17 protein-coding genes are annotated in these 21,009 nt (G+C 72.4%); 13 read left to right on the top strand and 4 right to left on the bottom strand.

Annotated features, from left to right (window positions below; translation table 11 throughout):
• The first annotated feature begins 236 nt into the window (after nt 1-236).
• The gene (locus ACFY5B_RS28865; protein ID WP_389974606.1) at nt 237-2,123 is read left to right on the top strand and encodes an ATP-binding cassette domain-containing protein; all 1,887 of its coding nucleotides are present in this window, start codon (nt 237-239) and stop codon (nt 2,121-2,123) included.
• A 92-nt stretch (nt 2,124-2,215) separates the two neighbouring features.
• Here ACFY5B_RS28865 and ACFY5B_RS28860 read toward each other — a convergent pair whose 3' ends face one another.
• Nucleotides 2,216-2,824, bottom strand: coding sequence for a LuxR C-terminal-related transcriptional regulator (locus tag ACFY5B_RS28860; protein WP_389974603.1), 609 nt, complete (start codon nt 2,822-2,824; stop codon nt 2,216-2,218).
• Nucleotides 2,825-3,141: 317 nt separating this feature from the next.
• Here ACFY5B_RS28860 and ACFY5B_RS28855 point away from each other — a divergent pair, with 317 nt between their 5' ends.
• Nucleotides 3,142-5,298 (top strand): SpoIIE family protein phosphatase, encoded by a 2,157-nt coding sequence (locus tag ACFY5B_RS28855; protein WP_389974714.1) that lies wholly within the window; start codon nt 3,142-3,144, stop codon nt 5,296-5,298.
• 115 nt (nt 5,299-5,413) lie between these two features.
• Here the strand turns inward: ACFY5B_RS28855 and ACFY5B_RS28850 are convergent, their stop codons facing one another.
• Complete coding sequence (locus tag ACFY5B_RS28850) at nt 5,414-6,823, bottom strand: S1 family peptidase (protein ID WP_389974600.1); 1,410 nt, start codon at nt 6,821-6,823, stop codon at nt 5,414-5,416.
• Nucleotides 6,824-7,568: 745 nt separating this feature from the next.
• Between ACFY5B_RS28850 and ACFY5B_RS28845 the strand changes: the two genes are divergently transcribed.
• From ACFY5B_RS28845 to ACFY5B_RS28830, 4 genes are all read left to right on the top strand, one after another.
• Nucleotides 7,569-7,784: a hypothetical protein gene (locus tag ACFY5B_RS28845; protein ID WP_003994898.1), complete on the top strand. Its 216-nt coding sequence runs from the start codon at nt 7,569-7,571 to the stop codon at nt 7,782-7,784.
• A gap of 95 nt (nt 7,785-7,879) precedes the next feature.
• Nucleotides 7,880-8,686 (top strand): HlyD family efflux transporter periplasmic adaptor subunit, encoded by an 807-nt coding sequence (locus ACFY5B_RS28840; protein WP_389974597.1) that lies wholly within the window; start codon nt 7,880-7,882, stop codon nt 8,684-8,686.
• Nucleotides 8,683-10,908, top strand: a complete 2,226-nt coding sequence (locus tag ACFY5B_RS28835; protein WP_389974594.1) for an NHLP family bacteriocin export ABC transporter peptidase/permease/ATPase subunit — start codon at nt 8,683-8,685, stop codon at nt 10,906-10,908. Before ACFY5B_RS28840 ends, ACFY5B_RS28835 begins: the two co-directional genes overlap by 4 nt.
• A 1-nt stretch (nt 10,909) precedes the next feature.
• Nucleotides 10,910-13,735 (top strand): NHLP bacteriocin export ABC transporter permease/ATPase subunit, encoded by a 2,826-nt coding sequence (locus ACFY5B_RS28830; RefSeq protein WP_389974591.1) that lies wholly within the window; start codon nt 10,910-10,912, stop codon nt 13,733-13,735.
• Nucleotides 13,736-13,875: 140 nt separating this feature from the next.
• Here the strand turns inward: ACFY5B_RS28830 and ACFY5B_RS28825 are convergent, their stop codons facing one another.
• Nucleotides 13,876-14,154 (bottom strand): SRPBCC domain-containing protein, encoded by a 279-nt coding sequence (locus ACFY5B_RS28825; RefSeq protein WP_389974588.1) that lies wholly within the window; start codon nt 14,152-14,154, stop codon nt 13,876-13,878.
• A gap of 171 nt (nt 14,155-14,325) precedes the next feature.
• On the opposite strand from ACFY5B_RS28825, the gene ACFY5B_RS28820 reads away from it, so the two are divergent.
• The 6 genes from ACFY5B_RS28820 (at nt 14,326) to ACFY5B_RS28795 (ending at nt 19,499) form a co-directional block, all read left to right on the top strand.
• A complete protein-coding gene (locus tag ACFY5B_RS28820) occupies nt 14,326-15,834 on the top strand; it encodes an MFS transporter (protein ID WP_389974585.1) in 1,509 nt (502 codons plus the stop codon).
• A gap of 220 nt (nt 15,835-16,054) precedes the next feature.
• Nucleotides 16,055-17,062, top strand: a complete 1,008-nt coding sequence (locus ACFY5B_RS28815; RefSeq protein ID WP_389974582.1) for a Ppx/GppA family phosphatase — start codon at nt 16,055-16,057, stop codon at nt 17,060-17,062.
• Between the two features lie 47 nt (nt 17,063-17,109).
• A complete protein-coding gene (locus tag ACFY5B_RS28810; protein WP_389974579.1) occupies nt 17,110-17,310 on the top strand; it encodes a hypothetical protein in 201 nt (66 codons plus the stop codon).
• A gap of 316 nt (nt 17,311-17,626) precedes the next feature.
• Nucleotides 17,627-18,634, top strand: coding sequence for an iron-containing redox enzyme family protein (locus tag ACFY5B_RS28805; protein ID WP_389974576.1), 1,008 nt, complete (start codon nt 17,627-17,629; stop codon nt 18,632-18,634).
• Between the two features lie 21 nt (nt 18,635-18,655).
• On the top strand, nt 18,656-19,312 hold the full coding sequence (locus ACFY5B_RS28800) for a HemK2/MTQ2 family protein methyltransferase (RefSeq protein WP_389974573.1): 657 nt from the start codon (nt 18,656-18,658) through the stop codon (nt 19,310-19,312).
• The gene (locus ACFY5B_RS28795) at nt 19,293-19,499 is read left to right on the top strand and encodes a CDGSH iron-sulfur domain-containing protein (RefSeq protein ID WP_344455717.1); all 207 of its coding nucleotides are present in this window, start codon (nt 19,293-19,295) and stop codon (nt 19,497-19,499) included. The genes ACFY5B_RS28800 and ACFY5B_RS28795 overlap by 20 nt, the downstream gene beginning before the upstream one ends.
• A gap of 163 nt (nt 19,500-19,662) precedes the next feature.
• On the opposite strand, the gene ACFY5B_RS28790 is transcribed toward ACFY5B_RS28795, so the two are convergent.
• Nucleotides 19,663-20,097, bottom strand: coding sequence for a protease inhibitor (locus ACFY5B_RS28790; RefSeq protein WP_351632197.1), 435 nt, complete (start codon nt 20,095-20,097; stop codon nt 19,663-19,665).
• 326 nt (nt 20,098-20,423) lie between these two features.
• On the opposite strand from ACFY5B_RS28790, the gene ACFY5B_RS28785 reads away from it, so the two are divergent.
• On the top strand, nt 20,424-20,981 hold the full coding sequence (locus tag ACFY5B_RS28785) for a hypothetical protein (protein WP_389974569.1): 558 nt from the start codon (nt 20,424-20,426) through the stop codon (nt 20,979-20,981).
• Nucleotides 20,982-21,009 lie beyond the last annotated feature (28 nt).

Here is a 21,009-nt window from a genome sequence, read left to right as displayed (position 1 = left end):
GTACGTGCTGCCGACAGGAGCGGGACGAGCGGGGCTAAGGACGTAACGACATGAGCGGCCGGGCGTGTACGGGTGCTGCCGACAGGAGCGGGACGAGCGGGGCTAAGGACGTAACGACATGAGCGGCCGGGCGTGTACGGGTGCTGCCGACAGGAGCGGGACGAGCGGAGAGAAGGACGTAACGACATGAGCGGCCGGACGTGTACGGGTGCGGCTGTCCGAGCCGGGGTGTGCTCATGACGTCCCCCACCGGCCTCCCCGCCCGGGGTCTGCGATTCCTGCTGGCGCGCCGGCGGGTCCTGCTGCGGCTCACCGCCTGGTCCGTGCTGGAGACCGGGCAGACCTTCCTCCTCGGGTACGGCCCCGCCCGGGCACTGGACGCGGGGTTCCTGCGCGGCCGGGCGGACGTCGGACTGGTCTGGCTGGCGGTGACCGGCCTGGGCGTCCTGCTCGGCGCGTACGGCACCGCCCGGGTCTACACCGCCGTCGCCGACCTGGTCGAGCCGCTCCGGGACCGGCTCGTGGAACGGGTGGTCGCGCGCGGGGTGCGCAGCGGTGACACGGGTTCGCTGTCCGGGCTCACCCAGCAGGTGGAGATCGCCCGCGACACCTTCGCCGGACTGGTCATGGTCTCCCGCTCCTTCGTGTTCACCTCCGTCGGTGCCCTGGCGGGCCTGTTCGCGCTCGCCCCGCCGCTTCTGCTGGTCGTGGGGCCGCCCCTGGCGCTCGGTATGGCGCTGTTCGCCGCGACGCTGCGGCCCCTCGCCCGGCGGCAGGAGACGTTCCTCGTCGCCGACGAGGCGCTCGCCGGTGATCTCGGCACCGTCTGCCCCGGGCTGCGCGACATCACGGCGACCGGCGCGGAGGCGCAGATCGCCGCCGGTACCGGGGAACGCGTCGAGGCGGAACTGCGGGCGGCGCGCGCGCTCGCCCACTGGGGCGTGCTGCGGGTGGCGTCCCTGACGATCGGCGGGCAGCTGCCGATCGTGCTGCTGCTCGCCGCCGCCCCCTGGCTCCTTGCCCACGGCGTCACCCCGGGCGCCCTGGTCGGTGCCCTCGCCTACGTCACCCAGTCCCTGCTCCCGGCCCTGCGCAACCTGATCCACGGCCTGGGCACGAGCGGCTCCCGCCTGACGGTGGTACTGCGCAGGCTGGCCAAGCCGGACACCGCCGAGGACACCGCCGCCCCGCCTCCCCCGGCCACGAGCCCCCGCCCCGCGAACACCGCCACCACCGGTAGGCCCCCGCGGACCGGCGGGCCCGCCGCGACCGACCACGCCGTCTCCGAGCACAGCCGTTCAGACCGGGGCGGGCTCCGGCCGGGCAGGAGCGCCTCTTGCGGGAATGACGGCCGCGGTGCTCCGGCCCCCGGCACCTCCCGGAACCACGCCTCCGCGGAGCCGCCCCCGGCCGTCTCCCTCGCCTCCGTCACCTTCGCCTACGGCCCCGCCAGCGCGCCCGTCGTCCGGGACCTCGACCTCGCCCTCCCGCCCGGCGCGCACCTGGCCGTCGTGGGGCCCAGTGGCGCCGGCAAGTCCACGCTCACCGCGCTCGTCGCGGGGCTGCTCACACCCTCGAGCGGCACCGTCCGGGTCGGCGGGCACCCCGTGCCCGGCCCCGAGGCGGCCGCCGGGCGGGTGCTCATCCCGCAGGAGGCGTACGTCTTCGGCGGCACCCTGGCCGAGAATCTCGCCTACCTGCGTCCGGATCCGGTGCCCGAGGAGGAGCTGCTGGCCGCGGCCGAGGCGGTCGGCCTCGCCCCGCTGGCCGACCGGCTCGGGGGGCTCGGCGCCCGGGTCGACCCCCGGGCGCTGTCGGCCGGCGAACGGCAGCTGGTCGCGCTGACCCGGGCCTATCTGTCGTACGCCCCGCTCGCTCTGCTGGACGAGGCGACCTGCCATCTGGACCCGGAGACGGAGGGTCGCGCGGAGCGGGCGTTCGCCGCGCGGCCGGGCGGGACCCTGGTGGTGGTGGCCCACCGCATCAGCTCGGCCCGCCGCGCCGGCCAGGTCCTGGTCATGGACGGCCGGAGCACGGCGTGCGGCGGTCACGAGGAGCTGCTGCGGTCCTCCGCGCTGTACCGGGACCTCGTCGGGAGCTGGACTCCCGCACTGGCCCGGTAGGCCCTGTCGTTCGGATCAGCTCGGCCGTGAGGTGCGGTTCTTCTCGTGCCGGGGCCGCGACGCCGAGATGATCCGAAGGACAGGGCCCAAGGTCAGAGCCAGCCCTGCCCCTGCGAGATGCGGATGGCGTCGATGCGGTTGCGGGCCCCGGTCTTGCGGGTGATGGAGGCCATGTAGTTGCGCACCGTCCCGTGGGACAGGTGCAGGCTCCCGGCTATTTCCGCGATGGAGGCTCCCTCGGCCGCGAGGGTCAGCACACTCAGCTCTCTGCGGGTCAGCGGCATCTCGGCCGCCTTGAGGAACCCGAAGCCCAGCGAGTCGTTGACGAAACGTTGCCCCTCGGCAACACGACGGATCCCGCGCAGCAGATTCTGCGGGGACCCCTCCTTGTCGACGTACCCGAGCGCCCCCGCCTCGACGGCCCGTTTCAACAGGCCCGGCCGGTTCGCGGTGGCGAGCACCAGTAATCGGGGGCGCGCACGGTCCGGCCCGGGCCGGCTCAGTTCGCCCAGCGGGGGGATGCCGTAGGAGTCCGCGCACTCCAGGTCCGCCGCGCACACGTCCGGCCGAACCGACCGCACCATGCCCGGCGCGCCGCGCCACGACGTGTCGTGCACCGCCAGGTCGGATTCCTGCCGCAGCCACTCCGCCAGCACCGACCTCACCAGACACTCGTCGTGGACCAGAAGCACCCGGATCACTGCCACCCCCTCCGCTCGCCGTACGCCCCCTCGTCGTGTTGAGCGCGTGCCCCATTGTTCGCGACCGTGACCCTGCGTGGACACGAGAAACCAGCCATCAGGAGGCGCGGGGGCGCACGCCCAGCGCCCGTACGCCCGCCCACGCTTCGACTACGGGGGCATGGGTCGGGGCGCTCGGGGTACGAGAGTGCCCCTTGTGGGGCCGGCACTCGTGTGACCGACGGTAACCGGCACCGTTCCGGAACCGCTCGTCGTGCGGGATGGGCCGCCAGGGGGGAGATTTGTTCCTGGACCCGGTCGCGCGGCCGTGCGAGGAGGTGGTCGGCGTGTCCGACGGGCAGTCGTCCGCGCAGGCGCCGGCAGCCGCCAGGACGCCGGTCGGCCGTCCCCTGCTCTCGCTGGCGCTGGCCTCGATGATGGACGAGGTGCACGCCCACTCCGGTGCGGTGTACCTGATGGCGCCGGATCAGCCCGTGCTGGAGATGGCCGTGATGGCCGGACTGCCCCGGGCGTTCGCGGCGCCCTGGGAGCGGGTGGGCCTGAGCGCGCCGATCCCGGTCGCCGACGCGGCACGCGAGCGGCGGCTGGTGTGGGTCGGCGGCGAGGAGCAGATGGCCCGCCTCTATCCGCGGATCGCCGTGGTGCTGCCCTACCCGTTCGCCCTGGCCGCGGTGCCCGTCGCCACCGAGTCGACCGTCTACGGGGCGGTCTTCGTGACGTGGCCGGGCGCGCATTCGGCGGAGATGTCCGACCACGAGCGTGATCATCTGACCGCGGCCTGCGGTCGGCTGGCGGTCCGGCTGGAGCGGGCCGCCGAGCACAGCATCCCGCCGCACCCCGAGACCGACCTGCTCGCCTCGCCCCTGGTGGGCGGCATGGCCGGCACGCTCGGCACGGTCGAGGCGGCCCGGATGGTGAGCCGCCTGCCCTACGGACTGGTCTCCCTGGACCTGCACGGACGGGTCGGCTTCGTGAACGCGGCGGCGGCCGAGCTGCTGAACGTGCCCGTCAGCCGACTGCTCGGCACCCAGCTGTGGGCGTCGGTGCCCTGGCTCAACGATCCGGTCTACGAGGACCGCTACCGGGCGGCGCTGCTGAGCCAGCACGTCACCTCGTTCGTGGCGTTGCGCCCGCCCGGGGAATGGCTGTCGTTCCGGCTGTACCCGAGCACGACGGGTCTGAGCGTCCGCATCACCAGGTCCAGGGCCGTGTCCAGGATGAACCGGACCGCACCGCCGCCCGACGGGGCACCGTCCCGGCTGGTCACCATCTCACAGGTGCTCGACCTGGCCGGCGCGCTCACCGAGGCGGTCGGGGTGCAGGACGTGGTGCAGCTGGTCGCGGACGAGATCGCCCCAGCCGTGGGCAGCCAGGCTCTGGTCGTGCTGGGCTCGCGGGCCAAGCGGCTGCGGGTGCTCGGGCACCGCGGGTACCGGGACGCGCACGTGGTGGAGCGGTTCGACGGGATGCCCCTGACCGAGCCGACACCCGGCACCCAGGTGCTGCGGACGGGCGTGCCCGCCTTCTTCGAGACGCAGGAGCAGCTGGAGCGCCTGTACCCTGCGCGGCTCGCGACCCCCGACGGGTTCGCGGCCTGGGCGTTCCTGCCGCTGATCGCCCAGGGCCGCCCGGTGGGGACATGCGTGCTCTCCTACGCCGAGCCGCACCCCTTCCCGACGGAAGAGCGGGCGGTGATGACGAGCATGGCCGGGCTGATCGCGCAGGCTCTGGAGCGTGCGCTGCTCTACGACGCCAAGCACCGGCTCGCGCACGGTCTGCAGGAGGCGCTGCTGCCGCACTCGCTGCCGTCGCTGCCCGGCATCGAGGCGGTCGGCCGCTATGTGCCGGCCACGCAGGGCATGGACATCGGCGGCGACTTCTACGACCTGGTGGGCACCCAGGGGCGGCCGGCGGCGGTGATCGGGGACGTGCAGGGCCACAACGTGACGGCGGCCGGGCTCATGGGGCAGGTCCGCACCGCGGTGCGGGCCTACACGACCGTGGGGCAGGCGCCCGAGGAGGTCATGCGCAGCACCAACCGGCTGCTGCTCGACCTCGGGTCCGACCTGTTCGCCAGCTGCCTGTATCTACGGCTCGACCCGGAGCACGGGCGGGCCGTGATGTCCCGGGCGGGGCACCCCCCGCCGCTGCTGAGACGGCCGGACGGGCGGGTGCGGGTCCTCGATCTGGCGGGCGGCCCGCTGCTGGGCATCGACGCCTCGGCGGTGTACCCGACGACGGAGGTCGCCCTGCCCCCCGGTTCGTTGCTCGTCCTCTACACCGACGGACTGGTGGAGTCCCCCGGTACGGACTTCGAGGAGGCCCTCGCGGATCTGGGCCGGCGGCTGGCCGGAGCCGGTGAGCAGCCGCTGGACGAACTGGCCGACAGCCTCGTCCATCAGGAGCGGCACCGCGCGGACGGAGAGGAACGGCTCGATGACATCGCCCTGTTGCTGATCAGGGCCCTCGGGTAGGGCCGGTGGGCGTCGGCAACCGGTCCGCAACGCAGGGGAGCCGGCCCGGTTCCGCCAGGAAGGGGGCGGAACCGGGCCGGCTGCGTCGGACCGGCTGCCGACGGCTCTGCTGGGGTCAGCGGGACTCGGTCAGACCGGAGTTGTCCTCGACACCCTGACCCGCGTCCTGACCGGCACCCGCGTCCTGACCGGCTCCGGCACCCGCTTCGCCGCCGCCGGCCTGCTCACCGGCCCCGGCGCCCGCCTCTTCACCGGCTCCGGCACCCGCACCGGCTTCCTCACCGGCACCGGCCTCTTCACCGGCGCCCGCTTCGTCGCCGGCACCGGCTTCCTGACCCGCACCGGCTTCCTCGCCCGCACCGGCACCGGCCTCGTCACCCGCACCGGCGCCGCCGCCCGCGGCACCGCCCGCGCCGAGGGTCGCGCCGACCGCCTCCAGGGCGGTGGTCACCGGCTGGAAGAACGTCTCGCCGCCGGCCGTGCAGTCACCGCTGCCGCCGGAGGTCAGGCCGATGGCGAGACCGTCCTGGGTGAACAGCGAGCCGCCGCTGTCGCCGGGCTCGGCGCAGACGTCGGTCTGGATGAGGCCCGTGACGGTGCCCTCGGGGTAGTTCACCGTGGCGTCGAGGCCGAGGACCTGGCCGTCGTTGAGTCCGGTGGTACTGCCCATCCGGAAGACCTGCTGCCCGACGGTCGCTTCCGCGGCCTCGGTGATCGGGACGGTCTGGTCGCCGGTGTTGACCTCGCTGGGGGCTTCGGTCGCCGGGTCGTCGTACTTCACGAGTGCGAAGTCGCCGTTGCCGGGGAAGGTCGACTGGTCGACCGTGGCGATCGGCTGGCCGCCCTGGGTGTCGGACCACTCGTTGCCGCCGAGGGTGCAGTGACCGGCCGTCAGGAAGGCCGGGGAGCCGTCGCCCGCGGTGACGTTGAAGCCGAGGGAGCAGCGCGAGCCGCCCGCGAAGATGGCGTCGCCTCCGGAGACGAACGGCTTGAAGGTGCCGGAGGACTTCTTGAGCGTGGCCATGCCGGAGCCGAGCTCCTGCACGGTGCTCTCCAGTCTGTCCCACTTGGCGCCGGTCACGGTGCTGTCGGCGGTCACCAGGAGCTTGTTGGTGCGCGGGTCGATCGACCACGAGGTGCCGGCGATGGTCGCCTCGGACTTCAGCGTCGACGCACCGTCCTGGAGCTCCGACCAGCTGTTGTCGACCTCGCGGACCTTCGCACCGGCGGCCTTCGCCTGCACGATCACGTTGTTGTTGTCGCCCGGCACGACGTTGACGACGAGCTGCTTGTTGTCGCCGTCGTAGTAGGAGCCGCCGAACGCCTCACCGAGGAGCCCGGAGAGCTGCGAGGCGAGATCCGAGGCGTCGCCCGCCTTCAGGGTCTTCGGCGCGGCAGCCGCGTCGCCGGACGAACCGTCCTGCGAGGCGTTGGCGTTGGGGAGCAGGATCGCGGCCGCGCCGAGCGCCACCACGCTGCCCGCCGCTATCGCGGCCTTGCGCTTCGGAATTCGCTTGTGACTCAAACTTCTCTCCTCCTGAGGAACGGAGTAGGTGCCGCCGTCCGGCAGCTTCTGGGGGGCGCCTGGATGGCTGTTGGTACGCACGTGCCGCACGGGGCGTTCAATTCCGATTGCAAGTGATCCCTTCGCATCGCGGAATCAGCCAACTCCCGCCGCAGGCAGGCCGACCACTGATCCAGCGACCGCCCTGTTCAGATGGGCCGGTCCAGCCGGGCGGGCCGGGCCGGCCGGCGGCGAGCCATGGCCGGATGACGGCCTTTCAGTATCGAGCGCCATCCCCGGCATGGCGGAGTGAAACGCTCCGTATCCGATCGGAAGCGATCTGTCGCGATCACGGAGTCAAACCCCGGCTTCAGCGAATCTGCACATCGACTGCTCAACCCGGTCACCGAAAGGAGGGTTATCCACAGGCCGGCCGTGTCGGACACGCCTTTGGGGCGGGAGTGCCGGATTCGCCGCCCCGCGACTCAAGGGCAGGGATGCGCCGATGCCGTGGCCCATGTGAAGAACTCGCCGCCAAGCGGTGCCCGGATCTCCACGGATCGGTGCCACTGGGGCGCAAGTTGCCTGGTGAGAGGGGTGGTTGATTGGAAGCGCGGAGCAGCGGCGTGCTTTGATCCATCGCACCGCGGGAGCCGCTCAGGGCACTCGGAAACGGATGCCCGGCGCTCGCGGTCGCGGCCGTCATCTGTCCCCAGAGGGGGCCGCTCCCCCCTTGTGAGATATCCATATGAAGGGAAGTTCCACCATGAACTCCACCCCCCAGGTTGAGACCGTCGAGATCGCTGACGCCCAGCTCGACGCCATCTCCGGCGGCCTGTCCGTGAACGCCGTGAACACCGTCACCGACACCGTCGACGGCATTGCCCCGGTCTCCGGCCTGGTCGACACCGCCGTCGGCACCGTCGAGGGCGTCACCGGCCTGAACACGGCCCCGGTCACCGGCCTGGTCTCCGGCCTCTGATCGAGCCCTTGTGCCGTTGATTCCCGGAACCGCAGCCGGCGGTTCCGGGTTCTTCGGGTTCCGTTACAGCTTCTTCCACGGGTGAGGGAAGTCCCTTGCAGTTCCGCCAACAGGCCCTCGCCAAGCTCCAGTCACCGGAGGAACTCGACCTCCCGGTGCGTTTCGCCCGCCCGCAGGGCTGGCTCGTGCTCTCGGTGACGGTCGTCGCCATGGCGGCCGCCTCGGTGTGGGCCGTGACCGGCTCGGTGACCTCCACGGTCAGCGCGCCCGCCATCATCACTCACGGACAGGGCAGTTACCTCTTGCAGAGCCCCGTCGCGGGCCAGGTCACCGCCGTGCTCGCCAAGCAGGGCCAGCGGGTGCCCGCGGACTCCCCCGTACTCAAGGTCCGTACGGCCAAGGGCGAAGCGGTCGTCCGTACCCTCGACGCGGGCCGGGTCTCGGCGCTGGCCGCGACCGTCGGGCAGATCATCCAGACCGGCGCGAACGTCGCCGCCGTGGAGAAGGTCGCCCACACCGGCGACCCGCTCTACGCCACCGTGTACGTCCCGGCGGAGAACGCCGCCTCGATCCCCGACGACGCGGCCGTGGACCTGACCGTGCAGTCGGTGCCGACGCAGGAGTACGGCGTGCTGCGCGGCCATGTGAAGTCGGTGGACCGCTCGGCCCAGTCCCCGCAGACGATCGCCGCGTTCCTCGGGGACAGCCAGTTGGGCGAGCAGTTCACCAAGAAGGGCAGGCCGGTGGCCGTGACGGTGCGGCTGGACAAGTCCTCCGCCACGAAGAGCGGTTACCGGTGGTCGTCGGCGGACGGGCCCCCCTACAAGCTGACCTCCATGACGCTGGCCTCCGGTTCGATCCGGCTGGCCGACCAGCGCCCCGTCGACTGGCTGCTGCCATGAGCGCGACCGCACAGGAGCCGCGGAGCAGGCGCCGCGCCGCCCCGCCCAAGCGCAAGATTCCCAAGGCCCGGGCGAAGACGGTCCGCACCCCCACCGTGCTCCAGATGGAAGCCGTGGAATGCGGCGCCGCCTCCCTGGCGATGGTGCTCGGCCACTACGGCAAGCACGTCCCGCTGGAGGAACTGCGCATCGCCTGCGGCGTCTCCCGGGACGGCTCGCGCGCCAGCAACCTCCTCAAGGCGGCCCGCTCGTACGGCCTGACCGCCAAGGGCATGCAGATGGACCTGGCCGCCCTCGCCGAGGTGAAGTCGCCGGCCATCCTGTTCTGGGAGTTCAACCACTACGTCGTCTACGACGGCATGGGCCGGCGCTTCGGACGCCGCGGCGTCTACATCAACGACCCGGGCAAGGGCCGCCGCTTCGTCCCCATGGAGGACTTCGACGGCAGCTTCACCGGCGTCGTGCTGGTGATGGAGCCCGGCGAGGACTTCACCCGGGGCGGCCGCAAGCCGGGCGTCCTGGGCGCGATGCCGGCACGGCTGCGCGGCACCGCGGGCACCATGCCCGCCGCGGTCCTGTCGAGCCTGCTGCTGGTGGCGGTCGGCGCCGCGGTCCCCGCGCTCAGCCGCACCTACATCGACGAGTTCCTGATCGGCAACCAGACCTCGCTGCTCGGCGTGCTGTTCGCGTCGATGGCGGCCTGCGTGCTGCTCACGGTCGTACTGACCTGGCTTCAGCAGGCCAACCTGCTGCGCGGCCGCATCATCTCCTCCACCCTGTCCAGCGCCCGCTTCCTGCGGCACCTGCTGCGGCTGCCGGTGACGTTCTTCTCCCAGCGCAGCCCGGCCGACCTGGTGCAGCGCCTGCAGTCCAACGACGCGGTGTCCGAGACCCTGTCCCGCGACCTCGCGGCGGCGGGCGTGGACGCGATCGTGGTCGTCCTGTACGCGGTACTGCTCTACACCTACGACCCGCAGCTGACGTTCGTCGGCATCGGCGTTGCCCTGCTGAACATCGTGGCGATGCGGGTCGTCATCCGGTTGCGGGCGACCCGCACGGCGAAGCTGCGCGCGGACACGGCACGCCTCACCAACACCGCGTACACGGGCCTTCAGCTCATCGAGACGATGAAGGCGACCGGCGGCGAGGACGGCTACTTCCGCAAGTGGGCCGGGCAGCACGCCACCACCCTGGAGGAGCAGCAGCGGCTCGGCGTGCCGAGTGCCTGGCTGGGCGTGGTCGCGCCGACGCTCGCGACCCTCAACAGCGCGCTGATCCTGTGGATCGGCGGCATGCGGGCGGTCGAGGGACACATCTCGGTCGGTCTGCTGGTCGCCTTCCAGGCCCTGGTCACCCGCTTCACGGCCCCGCTGACCCGCCTGAACGGCGTCGCGGGCCGCATCCAGGACTTCGCGGCGGACGTGGCCCGGCTCAAGGACGTGGAGAACTTCCAGGCCGACCCGCTGTACGGCCGCCCCGGCGCGGGCGAGTCGACGCGCCGTCTGCAGGGCCACGTCGAGCTGGAGAACATCACGTTCGGCTACAGCCCCCTCGACAAGCCCCTGCTCACCGGCTTCGACCTGACGGTCGGCCCCGGTCAGCAGGTGGCGCTGGTGGGCGGCTCGGGCAGCGGCAAGTCCACGGTGTCCCGGATGATCTCCGGGCTGTACGCACCGTGGGAGGGCGTGATCCGTATCGACGGGCAGCGCATCGAGGACATCCCGCGCGGGGCGCTGGCCGCCTCGGTCTCCTTCGTCGACCAGGACGTGTTCCTCTTCGAGGGCACGGTCCGCGACAACGTGGCGCTGTGGGACCCGTCGATCCCGGACGACGCGGTGGAGGACGCGCTGCGCGACGCCGCCCTGTACGACGTGATCACACGCCGCCCGGGCGGTATCCACAGCAGGGTCGAACAGGACGGGCGCAACTTCTCCGGCGGGCAGCGCCAGCGCCTTGAGATCGCGCGGGCGCTGGTGCGCCGGCCGAGCATCCTGGTGCTCGACGAGGTGACGAGCGCGCTGGACGCGGAGACCGAGCAGCTCGTGATGGACAACCTGCGCCGGCGCGGCTGCGCCTGCGTGGTGATCGCGCACCGGCTGAGCACGGTCCGCGACAGCGACGAGATCGTCGTCCTGCAGCACGGCACGGTCGTGGAGCGGGGACGGCACGAGGACCTGGTGGCCCGCGGCGGCGCGTACGCGGCACTGGTCAGGGAGCGGTGAGATGACGGCCGTTCACGAAGGACACGACGGCGACCTCGTGCTGGGCGCCTTCGGGCAGATGGGCTCGCGCATCGACTGCGCCGGGTTCAACCGGCTCGACCTCGAAGGCCCGCAGGTGCTGTGGCTGGTGGCGTCCGGCGCCGTGGACCTGTTCGCGGTCGACGCCGGGCAGCAGGGCCACTGGCACCACCTGGGCCGGCTGGAGGCGGGATCGCTGGTGCTCGGCCCGGTGCCGGGCCCGCAGCACACCCTGGTGGCCCGGCCGCTGCGGGACTGCGTGGTGCACCGCATCGGCCTGCGCGAGCTGTACCAGCCGGCCAACACGGCTACCTGGTCGTACGACGAGTACGGCAACCCGCAGTACGTGCCGCCGACGACGAGTCCGCTGGAGTACGCGCTCGCCCTCGGGGTCGGCCGCAGCCTGTCGATCCTCTTCCAGGCGCCGATGGCCACCGAGCGGGCCGCCGCGCCCACCGACGACGACGTGTTCTGGATGCAGGTGCCGCCGGGCAGCGTGCAGTACGGCTCGCTGTACGGCGCGGAGGCCGCGGCCGACCTGCTGATGGACCCTGCGCTGTGGCAGTCCATGGTCGACCAGCAGTACCGGCTGCTGACCACGCTGGACCGCTGGATCGAGCAGCTTGAGCAGACCCACGAGACGCGCACGGCCGAGGGCATCAAGGCCGGTGAGGCGGTGCGCGCCCAGGCCGACCAGACGCTCCTCGCCTCCATCGGGAAGCGGTCGGGCAAGCGGACCACCTCGGCCGACGCCGACGCCACGTACGCGGCCTGCAAGCTGGTCGGGCAGGCTGCCGGGATCCGGATCACCGAGCCGACCCAGAAGGGCACCGGCGGCGACCGCCTCGACCCGGTCGAGCAGGTCGCCGTGGCCTCGCGGGTGCGCACCCGGGCGGTACGGCTCGACGGCCGCTGGTGGCGGGACGACGTGGGGCCGCTGGTGGGTCAGCGGGCCCTGTCGGGCGCGCCGGTGGCGCTGCTGTGGCGGCGCGGCGGCTACGTCGCGGTGCATCCGTCGACCGGACGCGAGACGCCGGTCGAGAAGGCCAACGCCGACGAGTTCGAGCCGCGCGCGGTGATGTTCTACCGTCCGCTGCCGGAGCGGGGGCTCAGCCCGCTGGGGCTGCTGCGGTTCTGCATGCAGGGCATGCGCGGCGACCTGACGGGCCTGTTGCTCAGCGGTCTGGTGACGGTGGCGATCGGTGCGCTGGTGCCGGTCGCGACCGGCAAGGTGCTGGGCGAGTTCGTGCCGAAGGCGCAGACGGGCCTGATCGTGCAGGTGTGTCTCGCGGTGATGCTGAGCAGTGTGGTGGCCGCGGCCTTCATGCTGTTGCAGAACCTGACCATCCTGCGGATCGAGGGCCGGATCGAGGCCACGCTCCAGCCGGCGGTGTGGGACCGGCTGCTGCGACTGCCGACGAAGTTCTTCACCGAGCGCTCCACCGGCGAACTGGCCAGCGCGGCCATGGGCATCAGCTCGATCCGCAGGCTGCTGGCGGGAGTCGGGCCGACGGTCGCCCAGTCGGTGACGGTCGGCGCGATGAACCTGGCGTTGCTGTTCTGGTTCAGCGTGCCGATGGCGATGGCCGCGATCGGCATGCTGGTCGTCATCGCGTCCGTGTTCCTGGCGCTCGGGCTCTGGCAGGTGCGCTGGCAGCGGCGTCTCGTGGTGCTCGCCAACAAGCTGAACAACCAGGCGTTCCAGACGCTGCGGGGTCTGCCCAAGCTGCGGGTGGCCGCCGCCGAGAACTACGCGTACGCCGCGTGGGCGTCGGAGTTCGCGCGCAGCCGTGAGCTCCAGCAGAAGGTCGGCCGTATCAAGAACCTCACGACGGTGCTGGGCGCGGTGTACCTGCCGCTGTGCACCCTGCTGATGTTCATGCTGCTGGCCGGTCCCGCCCGGGGCTCGATGTCGGCGGCGGCGTTCCTCACCTTCAACACCTCGGTGACGATGGTGCTGACCTCCGTCACCCAGCTGACCGGCTCGTTCGTCTCGGCGGTGGCCGCGCTGCCGCTGTTCGAGGAGATCAAGCCGGTACTGGAGGCGACGCCCGAGGTGCGCACGGCCAGCACCCGGCCCGGTCCGCTGACCGGGGCGATCGAGGCGCGGCGGGTGTCCTTCCGTTACGCGGACGACGGTCCCCTGGTCCTGGACGACGTGTCGTTCGAGGTGCGGCCGGGCGAGTTCGTCGCGGTCGTCGGCCCGAGCGGCTGCGGGAAGTCGACGCTGCTGCGGCTCCTGATCGGCTTCGACCGGCCCGTGTCGGGCAGCGTGCTGTACGACGGGCAGGACCTGGCGGCCCTGGACCAGTCGGCGGTGCGCCGTCAGTGCGGTGTGGTGCTCCAGCACGCGCAGCCGTTCAACGGCTCGATCCTGGACGTCATCTGCGGCACCGAGCCGTACACGCCCGAGGAGGCGATGGCGGCTGCGGAGATGGCGGGTCTCGCCGAGGACATCAAGCGGATGCCGATGGGTCTGCACACCATCGTCGCGGGCAGCGGAGCCGTTTCCGGCGGCCAGCGCCAGCGGCTGATGATCGCCCAGGCGCTGATCCGCCGGCCGCGCATCCTCTTCTTCGACGAGGCGACCAGCGCGCTCGACAACGAGACGCAGCGCACGGTCATCGAGAGCACCAAGGCCCTCAACGCGACCCGGGTCGTCATCGCGCACCGGCTGTCGACCGTGATGGACGCCGACCGGGTCGTGGTGATGGAGGACGGCAAGGTCATCCAGCAGGGCCCGCCCGCCCAGCTGCTGGCCGACACGAACGGGCGGCTGCACGAGCTGGTGCGGCGCCAGATGGCGTGAGCCGTCAGTCCAGGCCGGGCACGGGCGCGCCGGAGGGCAGACCGGCCGCGACATAGGCGGCGTAGAGGTCCTTCCAGGTGCGTCGGGCCCTGCGTGCGGACCGGCGGTGCGCTCGCCGCGGGCCCGGGCGTCCAGCATGGTCAGGCACACCTCCCAGCCGGCGCCGTTGCGGGCGGCGGTGTCCTCGACGGCGAGGACGCGGCCGGTTCCGTCCTCCATGTGCGGGCTCCGCTGAACCTGATCGTGCCTCCGGGGCGCAGATCGATCTCTGCGCGGGAGGGGAACCAGCGCTCCAGCTCGTCCGCGTCGGTCACGAACTGCCGGACGCGGTCGACGGGATGGTCGCAGACGCGGCTGAAACGGACGGCGGGGCGGCCGCCCTCCAGGGTCAGACAGGTGCCGGTGACGTCGGCGGTCATGGTGGATCAGTCCTTCGCTGCGGGCGGTTCGGGGGTGTCCGGCGTCCTGAGGAGTGAAGAAGCGAAACGTTGCCGTTTCGTTCGGACTGGTCTAGCCTCGACGTGTACGAAACCGTTTCGTTTACGTATTCGCCATTCTCCTCGTACGCCGTCCCTGGAAACGGGTCTCCCATGCCACAGAAATCCCTCACCGACAGCGCGCCCGAGAGCGCCACCGCCCCGACGACGCCCCCTGCGGCCTCGCCCAAGCGGTGGTGGATCCTCGCGGTCGTGGCCCTCGCCCAGCTGATGGTGGTGCTGGACGCCACCATCGTGAACATCGCCCTGCCCTCCGCCCAGGCCGACCTGCACTTCTCCGACGGCGACCGGCAGTGGATCGTCACCGCGTACGCGCTGGCGTTCGCCTCCCTGCTGCTGCTCGGCGGCCGGATAGCCGACCTGTTCGGCCGCAAGCCCGCCTTCCTCGTCGGCATCGTCGGCTTCGCCGCCGCCTCGGCGCTCGGCGGCGCCGCGAACGGCTTCGAGATGCTGGTCGTCGCCCGCGCCCTCCAAGGCGTCTTCGGCGCACTGCTGGCACCGGCGGCACTGTCACTGCTGAACACCACGTTCACCGACGCCGGCGAGCGCGCCCGCGCGTTCAGCGTCTACGGCGCCATCGCCGGTGCCGGCGGTGCGGTCGGCCTGCTCCTCGGCGGCATCCTGACCGACGTCCTCGACTGGCGCTGGACGCTGTACGTCAACGTCGTCTTCGCCGTGGCCGCCTTCGCGGGCGGCTGGCTCCTGCTGAGCAACCGCCGCGACGCCACCACCGCCAAACTGGACGTGCCGGGCACGATCCTGGTCGCCGGCGGCCTGTTCTCCGTCGTCTACGGCTTCTCCAACGCGGAGACGCACGACTGGGGCTCGCCGCTCACCTGGGGCTTCCTGATCGCCGGCGCGGTGCTGCTGGCCGCCTTCGCCTGGTGGCAGACCCGCACCGCCCACCCGCTGCTGCCCCTGCGGATCCTGCTCGACCGCAACCGCGGGGCGTCCTTCCTGGCCGTACTGATCAGTGGCGCGGGCATGTTCGGGGTGTTCCTGTTCCTCACCTACTACCTCCAGCTCCACCTGGCCTTCAGCCCCACGAAGACCGGTGTGGCGTTCCTGCCGATGGTCGGCGCCTTGATGGTGATGGCCCAGCTGGGCGCCACCGTGCTGCTGCCGCGCCTCGGCCCGAAGACCGTCGTCCCGCTGGGCTTCGCCGTCGCCACCGCCGGCATGGCCTGGCTGACCGGTATCGGCGCCGGCTCCTCCTACGCGAGCGCGGTGCTGCCGCAGCTCGTCGTGATCGGCGTGGGCCTCGGCCTGGTGATGCCCTCGGCGATGCAGCTGGCCACGGGCGGCGTCGCGGCCGAGGACGCCGGCGTGGCCTCCGCGACCGTCAACGCCATGCAGCAGGTGGGCGGTTCGGTCGGCACGGCGTTGCTGAACACCCTCGCCGCGAGCGCGGCGACCGACTACCTGGCCGGCAAGGACCCGAGCAGCAAGCTCGTGCGGGCCCAGGCCACGATCGAGAGCTACACCACCGCCTTCTGGTGGTCGGCCGGGTTCTTCGCCGCGGGTGCGCTGATCACCCTCGTCCTGCACCGGCGCGGGGTGCCGCAGCAGGACGCGGAGGCCGCGCCGGTCGTGCACATGTGACCGACCGGGAGCGCGGGGGCCGTCGTGCGCAGGGACGCGGCGGTCCCCTTTTCCCCTTCTCCCACTCCTCCGGCCGCTTCTCCTCCGGCCGCTTCTCCTCTGGCCCCTTGTCCCCCGGCCCTTCTCCTCCGCCCTTTCTCCTGCGCTGCCGGTGGCGCGTCCTCGCCGGTCCGCCGCCTGCGACCTGTTGGGCGACCTCGGAATTGGGTACCCACCGGCCATGCGAATCAGCGTGGTGGACGTGGGATCGAACACGGTCAGACTTGTGGTCGCGGACGCGGCGGACGGGGTGCCGCTGCCCGTGCACACCGCCAAATGGCGACTCAGGCTGTCCGAGCAGGTCACACCGGGGGGACCCATCCCGGAGCAGGCCGTGGCGCAACTCGTCGACGCGGTGGCCGAGGCGGACAGGACAGCCGCCCGGTGGGGCGCGGCGAGCCCGCCGGCCTTCGCGACCGCCGTGGTGCGCAACGCGCCGAACCGACGCGAGGTGCTGCGCACCGTCCGCGCCCGTACGGGCGTCGAACTGTGCACCCTGCCGGGCGAGGTCGAGGCCGAACTGACGTTTCTCGGGGCCCGGCGCTGGATGGGCTGGCGGTCGGGGCCGCTCGCGCTGCTCGACATCGGCGGCGGCACGCTCGAAGTCGCCTTCGGACGCGGCCGGTTGCCGGACTTCGTGGCGTCGTTGCCGCTGGGGGCGCGGCGGTTGACGCACGAGTTCTTCGAGGACGAGGACCCGCCGTCGCCGGAGCGCGTGCGGGCGCTGCGCCGCAAGGTCCGCCACCAGTTGCGGGACGTCGCGGCGCGGATCCGCTGGGAGGGCCCGCGCACCGCGGTCGCCACCTCCCGTACCTTCCAGCAGCTGGGGCGGCTGTGCGGCGCGGCGCCCGGACGCCACGGCCCGTTCGTGGACCGGCAGATGCACCGCTCCGACCTGCGGGCGGCGATCGCGCAGCTGGCCGCCCTGCCCGCCGCCGAACGCGCGCACCTGCCCGGTATCTCCGCACCCCGCGCCGCCCAGAGCCTTGCGGGAGCGGTGGTCGGGCACACCGCGCTGAAGCTCACCGGCATCAAGGCCGTCACGGTCTGCCCTTGGGCGATCCGCGAGGGCGTACTGCTGCGCCACATCGAGGACGGCCCCTCCTGGTGGGCGGAGGTCGCCCTGCGCAGCGAGGAGGCCGCCCCCGCCGATCCGGTGCCGCTGCGCATCGCCCGCGCCGGAAGCTGAACACCCCCGCCGTGACCGGACGAACCGCACAGGGAAAGGAGACCCCCGTGTCCCAGCACAAGGACCACGACCACGCCGAGGACCAGCATGGCAAGCCTGCCGAGACGGCGCTCGAAGAGGTGCTGCGCGAGGTCGAGGACGCCGAGAACCGCACCGGGGACTCCGCCGAGGAGCGCCGCCACCGGGGCGAGGCCGGGGAGGCCATCACCCCCAACACGCGCGCGCAGGAGCAGTCCGAAGGGGACTGACGGGAACCGGGCGGGCGCCGGGCACGGGGGCGGCGGCCCGAGCGCCCGCACCGCCAGGCCCCCCTGCACCGCCAAGACCCCCACCGCAGCGCCCGCACCGCAGGGCCGACGCGGCGAGGACCCGTACCGCAGGGCCCGCACCACCAGGACCCGCACCGTTAGGACCCACACCGCCAGGGCAGGACCCGCCCACCGAGCAGATGCGCCGTCACGGCCCACCCGGTCGCCCCGGGCCGTCCGTGGTCTTGTCGCTCGCTCCCCCCGGGCGGGTGTCACCGGCGGGTGACCCCGGTCGCCGGGTGGGTACCCGGCGCGCATGGAGCACGAAGGACCACGACTGCCCACCCCGCGCGGACCGCTGAGCAGGGGTGTCGACGCGTATCTGCGGGGCGCGGGCCGCCTGCCCCGCCTGGAGGAGATCGCCCGCGCCGAGGTGTACGGCGACGACCTCCAGCTCGCCCTGTACCTGTGCTACGAGCTGCACTACCGCGGCTTCACGGACGTTCCCCCGGAGCGCGAGTGGGACCCGGACCTGCTGCGGATCCGCGCGGCCATGGAGCACCGCTTCCTGTCCGCGCTGCGCACCGACGCACACGTCCACGACAGCGTGGACGAGGCACTGGCCGGGCTGCTGGTCGAGCCCGTCGAGGGCACCGGCGTCAGCCATTTCCTTCGTGACGAGGGCGAGCTGTGGCAGGTGCGCGAGTACGCGGCCCACCGCTCCCTGTACCACCTCAAGGAGGCGGACCCGCACGCCTGGGTCCTGCCGCGGCTGTCGGGCCGGGCGAAGGCGGCGATGGCGGCCGTGGAGTTCGACGAGTGGGGCGGCGGTCGCGCGGAGCGCGTGCACGCCCGCCTGTTCGCCGACCTGATGGCGGACCTGGGCCTGGACACCGCGTACGGCCGCTATCTCGACGCGGCGTCCGCCGAGGCCCTGGTCACCGTGAACATGATGTCCCTCTTCGGGCTGCACCGGGCCCTCCGGGGCGCACTGGTCGGTCATTTCGCGACGGTCGAGATCACCTCGTCACCGGGGTCGCGGCGGCTCGCCGAGGCGATGCGCCGCACCGGCGCGGGGCCCGCCGCCGAACACTTCTACGACGAGCACGTCGAGGCCGACGCGGTCCACGAGCAGGTGGTGCGCCACGACGTCATCGGCGGACTTCTGGAACGCGAGCCGTATCTCGCCCCGGACATCGCCTTCGGCATCGACGCCACCGAGTTCGTCGAGGAACGCTTCGGCGCCCGGCTGCTCACCGACTGGCGTGCCTCCCGTTCGTCCCTGCGCGCGCCGCTTGCCCAGGAAGCAGCTCATATCTCCTGATGGCCGGGGTACCCGGCGTTCGTGATTGCACTGGTACCCCCGGGCGTGTACGCCCCGCAGGAGGACACCGAGCTGCTGGCCGGTGCCCTGTCCGACGAGCCGCTGCCGCCGGGCGCGGAGGTCCTCGACGTGGGCACCGGCAGCGGTGCCCTGGCGCTGGAGGCCGCGCGCCGGGGCAACCGTGTGACCGCCGTGGACGTGTCCTGGAGCGCCGTGTGGGCCGCGCGCCTGAACGCCCGGCTCGCGGGACTCCCGGTCCGCATCCGGCATGGGAACCTCTTCGATCCCGTGCACGGACAGACGTTCGACCTGATCCTGGCCAACCCGCCCTACGTGCCGGCGCCGGACGGCCATCACGGACCGCCGCGAGGCGCGGCCCGGGCCTGGGACGCGGGCGCCGACGGGCGCCTGGTCGTCGACCGTATCTGCCGGGAGGCGCCCGGTCTGCTGCGGCCGGGTGGCGTGCTGCTGCTCGTGCAGTCGGCGCTCAGCGGCCCGGACCTGACCGTCGGGCAGTTGCGCACGGCCGGCCTGAAAGCCGCCGTGACCCGTCGGCACCGGATCGCGCTCGGGCCCGTGTTGCGCGGCCGGGAACGCTGGCTGCGGGAGCGGGGGCTGCTGCCCGCCGCCGATGACAAGGAAGAGCTGGTGGTCGTCCGTGCCGAACTCCCCGTCTGAGCGGCCCGCCGCGCCGCGCCGCGTCACCGTCCAGCGCAAGGGCCCTCTGCTGATGGAGGGCCCGGTGGAAGTGGAGCTGGAGGACGGCTCCGTCGTCTCCTCCGACCGCTTCCGCGTGGCCCTGTGCACGTGCCGCCGCAGCCGCCGCTACCCGTGGTGCGACACGAGCCACCGCGACCGGGCGTAAGGGCCGAGCACAAAAAGGGTCGGGGGCCGGCGGGCAGCCCCACACTGCCCGCCGGCCCCCTTGCGCGAGATCGCGACTCCTCGTGACAACGGCCCGGCTCCCCAGCCACGGCCCGCTGCGCTTCACGGTTCCAGCGCGATCCCGGTCTGTGGGCTCAGCCCTTTCAGAAGGAGAAGACGCCCGTCCCGTAGGCGTTCTTCATGCAGTCGTTGGAGAAGGTGCGCTCGTAAGAGACGCGCTTGCCCTGCCAGACGCCGTCGACGGTGACGACGACGGGGTCGTACTGCTTGGTGCACATCACGCCGTCCCTCGCGGTCAGGGCGTCGAAGTCGCCGCCCACGCCGCGCAGTTCCGCGCAGGCCGCCCCGGCCGCCGGGTGCGTGCCGGCGGCCGTCGGGGCACAGGTCAGGGTGACCGCGCGTTCCGGAGTCGCTGCGATCGCACTCTCGCCGTGGCCCACCGTGAGGACGAGGGCCGACGGGGCGTAGAGCGCGGTGGGGGCCTGACCCGGAGTGGCGAGCGCGGCCCCGGAGAGGGGTCCGCAGACGGCGGTGGCCGTCATGCCGATGGTCATGGCCCAGCGCGCGGTGGTCCGCATTGTGTGCATCCTTCCGCATCGATTACAGGGTGTGCCGTCCCGTGCTCGGTCGGTGCCCGGAGCGGCGAGCGCGAGTCTGCCGAGTCCGCCGCGGAAACACACATCGACCCCACGGGTTTCAGTAACATTGCGTATTGAATCAGTGGCGCGAAGTTACGGAATCCACGCGGGAGAAGCCCGTAACTGCGCGGTTCCCGGGGGCGCGAAGCGGCCAGATGGCCGATTACCGTGCGTTCGTTAATAGGCCTGAAACATTCCGATTCCGCTCTCGGCCGACTGCTTCGTGACCCCTTGTGTTCATGGACTGGCTGAGTAATCGTCATTACATGATTACGAACGAGCAGAGAGAGAAGCTCCGCGGCTGGTTCGCCGGCCGCCTGCCCGATGACCTCTTCGAGGAGCTGACCGAGATCACGATCGACCGCGAGGAGATCACCGTCATCGGCCGCATCCCGGCACCGCGGCTGGCCGAGGACGCCCCGGCCACCGAACGGGACGCGGCCCTGGAGAGCCGGGCGCAGGAGTTTAGGGAACGCACCCGCGAAGACCGGATGGCCGTGGCCCGGGAGGCCGAGCACCGGTTCGGCCGCAAGGTGTCCTGGGGTGTGGAGTGCGGCGGACGGCGGACCCTCTTCACGCACGTGGCCGCGCCGGTCATGACGCGGCTGCGCCAGCCGGAACGCCAGGTACTCGACACCCTGATCGCCGGCGGCGTCGCCCGCAGCCGTAGCGAAGCACTGGCCTGGTGCGTGCGCCTGGTGCAGCGGCACACGGACGACTGGCTCGCCGAGTTGCGCGACTCGCTCGAGCATGTGCAGCGCGTCCGGGCCCAGGGCCCGGACGCCGAGCCGGACCACACCTCCGGCGCGGACGGCGAGGAGTGACACAGGGCCAACGGCCCCGCGCCCGGCA

It is taken from the genome of Streptomyces sp. NPDC013187 (assembly GCF_042899705.1).
GTDB lineage: Bacteria > Actinomycetota > Actinomycetes > Streptomycetales > Streptomycetaceae > Streptomyces > Streptomyces hawaiiensis_A.
This window is presented reverse-complemented; position numbering and strand designations above follow the sequence as displayed.